We start from the raw sequence: 3,751 nt of genomic DNA, 5'->3' as shown, positions 1-3,751 counted from the left end.
AGCTGGGTGCCGCCGCGATCGCCCGCAGGCTCGGCATCGGCCGGGCCTCAGTCTATCGGGTGCTGGGGGTGCAGCGCCCACCGGCATAGGTTTCGCTTCATCCCAGCCATCACCGAAGATGATCGCCGCTAGCCGGACATGGCGGTGACCAAGGAGTCAGGCCATCGAATGCTCGACGACGAGATGTCCCCGCTGAGCCCTCGACGTTCCCCTCGGGAAGCGGTCATCCCCAGCGAGCCCTGATAGCCGAATGTCTCTCTTCGGCCTGCAAGCTGCAATCTTGCAGCAATCCTGCTACATGATGTGCGACTTCATGCGGCTGCGCGAGCCGCCTTCCTCGCAAGCCCGCTGTGCGTTTTAGAGTTTTAAATTATGTTTTAGAGTTTTAGGCGCCAAAACTGCCGAATCGGCTTGAAGAATCAGCAGCTTGCGGATGACCCCGGTGGGCAATGTACGGGATCTGGTGGGCAATGTACGGATTCGGGTGGGTGATATACGGGGGTTTGGTGGGTAATGTACGGAACTATCCACAAGGAGGCGGGTCAGCTGCCCTGCTGGCCGCTGCCATCCGTACATTGCACACCCAAGCCCGATCGGTGCCGCATCACCAGCATTGGCCCCCCCTGCCCTTCCTGCTCGGCGATAGCATATTCGGGAAGGTCGTCTGCCTCGACCAGCTTGCGCAGCATGCGGCTGAACTCCTTGAAGGAGCTGGCGCTGCCGCTGTGCTCGTAGATGGTCCGAAAGGACCACATCGCGTTGCCTCGACCGGCTGCCCGGCGTGCCAAGCGATAAAGGAACCGGCCGACGCCGGGCTCGATGAGGAAGTAGTCGGGATGGACGGTCAGGACATCGGGCCGCTCCATCTCTACCACCTCACGGTAGATCCAGTCCGGCAGTTCGATCTCGACGGCATCGACCTTGCCCGTGGCGGCGCCCGACACGACGCGGTAGCGGTTGATGAGCCCCTCGCCTTCGGTCACGGTGATGACCCTGCCGGCCCGGTTCTTCCTGGTCCGCTCCACGGTGACGTGTGTGGTGCTCAGCCGCGTGAGGGCGGCAACCAGGTCGTCGTGCTGCTTGCCGCCATCGCCGCGACGGCAGAATTTCAGGATCTCGGCCACGTTCGGGCGAAAGGCCCGGCCCGGCTTGTCGCCCTTGCCTGCCCGCCAACGGTTGGTGGCGGCGGTCAGGTGCGAGACGGCCATCAGGACGATGTCATAGTCCCAGACCGACGCCATTCCCGCTGGGCCAGCAGACACCTGCACGAACCCATCAGGCATGTCGTAGCGGATAATGTCCCCCGGCCGCTTGTCCTTCTTAGACAGGCGGAACACCGCCACGTCCATGATGCTGCGGCTGTCCTTCGTGCCGACGTCGTAGAGGGCGGGCGCGAAGAAACTGGGTTGCGACTCGGTTTTGGGTGGCTTGCGTACCGAGGCTCTCCGGCTGGCGCGCCCGCCATTTTGCGCAACCGACTCACCCAGCTTCTCCAGGGCGGCCCTCAGCTTGCTTGCGTCACCCACCTTATCAGGCCGCGACCGGCTCACCTGGCTGGATCTCCGCCTCGATCCTGTCGGCCGCCTCGCGTTCGGTGGTTCGAAGCTCGGACAAGGACTGCCGATTCGTCCGACCATCCAGATGAAGCGTGTCCGTCATTGGCGCGCGACCCTGATGCTGTTTTGCCTGGCAGGACACTCAAGGAGCGCAGTGGGACGGCAGCGCTCCGCTGCGCCAGGTTGCGCTCGGCCATCTGAAGGACGTCTGGCCACCGGCGCCTCCTGCTGGTCTCCAACAGCGTCTCTATACCCGCGCACCGGAACGACCCAATTGGCAAACCCAACCTCCGAGGAGCTTCATACCGGTAAGCGGTGACTGGAAAGCGGTCAATGCGATGCCGACTCGCATGCAGCTATCTAGATGCCAGCTTGTAGCAAGCTAGCGACCAGATTGCTGCTCGTAAGCATCCAGAGCCCGCTCCAGAACCTCGACCAGCAGCAGGCCGTCGCGCTCGGCGATATCGCGGATGCGGACGTCGAACTCCGGTGATACCCTGGTGGCGAATGCGACAGTGCGATGGGAGCGGCGCATGGAGCGACCGTCGCGGCGGACATAGGGTGCTGGAGGTGCTGGCGCCGCCTCCGGTGCCTGGAGGTTCCGACTCGCCTCTTCGGGAGCGGGCGGCGCGCCCAGCCGGCTCCGGGCCTTGAGCTTCGAGGCGTCAGCCATGGTCGGTCACCTTATCGATCAGATCTTGGATGAGGGAGTCGGCCCGGGCGTTGAGGCCGGCGAAGCGGGTTTCCGTGATCGCCCGGCCGCCGTTCTGGGCAGTACGATAGGCGGGTCGTTCGGGGAGACAGCCCATCAGGACGCTGTAGCCGGCCTCCTCGAGATACTGCCGGGCAGCGGCTTCCTCGGCGTCCGTACCGATCCGGTTCAAGGCGAAGGTGACGCGCTCGGCCGGGATCCCGGCCTTCACCAGGGCGTGGAACTCCCGGACGGCAGGCCGGAGGTCATCCAGGCTGGCGCCGGTCGGCTGCACGATTAGGCTGGCCGAGCGGGCGATCTCCAGCGTGGCGGCACTGGTCCTAGCAGGGCCATCGATCACCAGGAGGTCAAAGGCGTCGGCTGCCTTCAGGGCCTGGGCAGCCGAGCCGAAGGCTTCGGCAGCGACGACCGGCTCGATGGTGGAGGCGAGGCGGGTCCGATGCCAGTCAACCGAAGTGCCCTGCTGCGTGTCGAGATCAGCGATCTTTACCGACAGGCCGCTGGCGGCGGCCTCTCTGGCCAATGCACGGGCAAGGGTGCTCTTGCCCACGCCACCCTTCTGGCTGACGAACGCGACCACGGTAGCCATGCAGCATCCTTCGGTGGATGCCCGATGCCTAGCCGGCAGGTAGCCGCTTGCCAACCGATAGAATGCAGATGGATAGCAGCAAGATGGTAGACATCCGGCATCATTCGGCCACCTTTCAGCGGCCACGGTGAGCCGTGACCCTCGTGCATGCCTCCAAATGACGACGCACTGACGACCCTGGCCGGCGGTAGGTGAGGGGACGCCCGTCGGTGTTCCGCCAGGAGCAGGTCATCGCCGCCCTGGGCGACGGTGTAGGCAGGGCTTCGCAGCACCTCCTCACTGGCTCCAGCGCCCCCGTGACATTGTCCGGCAGGGTCCCGCATCGGCGCATCCTGCTGCAAGTTAGGAAGGCATCGGGATGCCGGCTATCTTGCTAATATCTAGCAGCAAGCCGGCACCTCGCATGCTTCTAGCTTTAGCCAGGAGCCAGCCGACAGCGGCGCGCCAGGCAGCGACCGGCCCTGCAGCATCGGCTGTTCATCCAGACGGCGAGGTGGGTCGCCCACCCGGCTCAGGGCCAGGACCAGGTCGGCCAGACGGATCGTCAGGCATTCATAGCTGCGGTTGGTCATGTGCAGCGCCTCCTCACCTAGGAACTCGTCAGGATAGAGGGTGAGCGAGCTGGCCCACCAGCTCATCAGCTGGTGACAGTCGAGGAAGGGGATTCGGCCTCGCGCGCCACTGTTCTCCATCTTCGTCGCCCTGGGCCAGTTCGAGGGCGCGCTGACCAGGAGAGGTGATGGCAGGCCTGGCGGCAGCCATACGCCGGCAGGGGAGGGGACGTGCCCGCCACTGAAGGGGGAGGAGGTCACCAGCACCACCCTCACTCTGCGTGGCCTTCAAGATGCCGTGCTCCACCTTGTGCCCAAGAGGGACGACTAGACTGGAGCTGGT

At 64.8% G+C, this 3,751-nt stretch carries 5 protein-coding genes; 1 reads left to right on the top strand and 4 read right to left on the bottom strand.

The genetic code is table 11. The features are described from left to right. Positions 1 to 2: 2 nt before the first annotated feature. Positions 3 to 89, top strand: coding sequence for a helix-turn-helix domain-containing protein (locus EQG76_RS33785; protein ID WP_407925585.1), 87 nt, complete (start codon positions 3 to 5; stop codon positions 87 to 89). Between the two features lie 453 nt (positions 90 to 542). Here the strand turns inward: EQG76_RS33785 and EQG76_RS29075 are convergent, their stop codons facing one another. The 4 genes from EQG76_RS29075 to EQG76_RS29060 form a co-directional block, all read right to left on the bottom strand. Continuing rightward, positions 543 to 1,637, bottom strand: a complete 1,095-nt coding sequence (locus EQG76_RS29075) for a replication initiator protein A (RefSeq protein WP_159718705.1) — start codon at positions 1,635 to 1,637, stop codon at positions 543 to 545. Positions 1,638 to 1,938: 301 nt separating this feature from the next. Continuing rightward, a complete protein-coding gene (locus EQG76_RS29070) occupies positions 1,939 to 2,229 on the bottom strand; it encodes a hypothetical protein (protein ID WP_159718704.1) in 291 nt (96 codons plus the stop codon). Next, the gene (locus tag EQG76_RS29065; RefSeq protein ID WP_159718703.1) at positions 2,222 to 2,857 is read right to left on the bottom strand and encodes a ParA family protein; all 636 of its coding nucleotides are present in this window, start codon (positions 2,855 to 2,857) and stop codon (positions 2,222 to 2,224) included. The genes EQG76_RS29070 and EQG76_RS29065 overlap by 8 nt, the downstream gene beginning before the upstream one ends. A gap of 380 nt (positions 2,858 to 3,237) precedes the next feature. Next, positions 3,238 to 3,429 carry a hypothetical protein gene (locus tag EQG76_RS29060; protein ID WP_159718702.1) on the bottom strand — a complete coding sequence of 64 codons (192 nt, stop codon included), beginning with the start codon at positions 3,427 to 3,429 and terminating at the stop codon, positions 3,238 to 3,240. Positions 3,430 to 3,751: the final 322 nt, after the last annotated feature.

The organism is Geminicoccus flavidas, assembly GCF_009806515.1.
Classification (GTDB): Bacteria; Pseudomonadota; Alphaproteobacteria; order Geminicoccales; family Geminicoccaceae; genus Geminicoccus; species Geminicoccus flavidus.
Note: the sequence above shows the minus strand (reverse complement) of the source record. Positions and strands in the feature narration are given on the sequence as shown.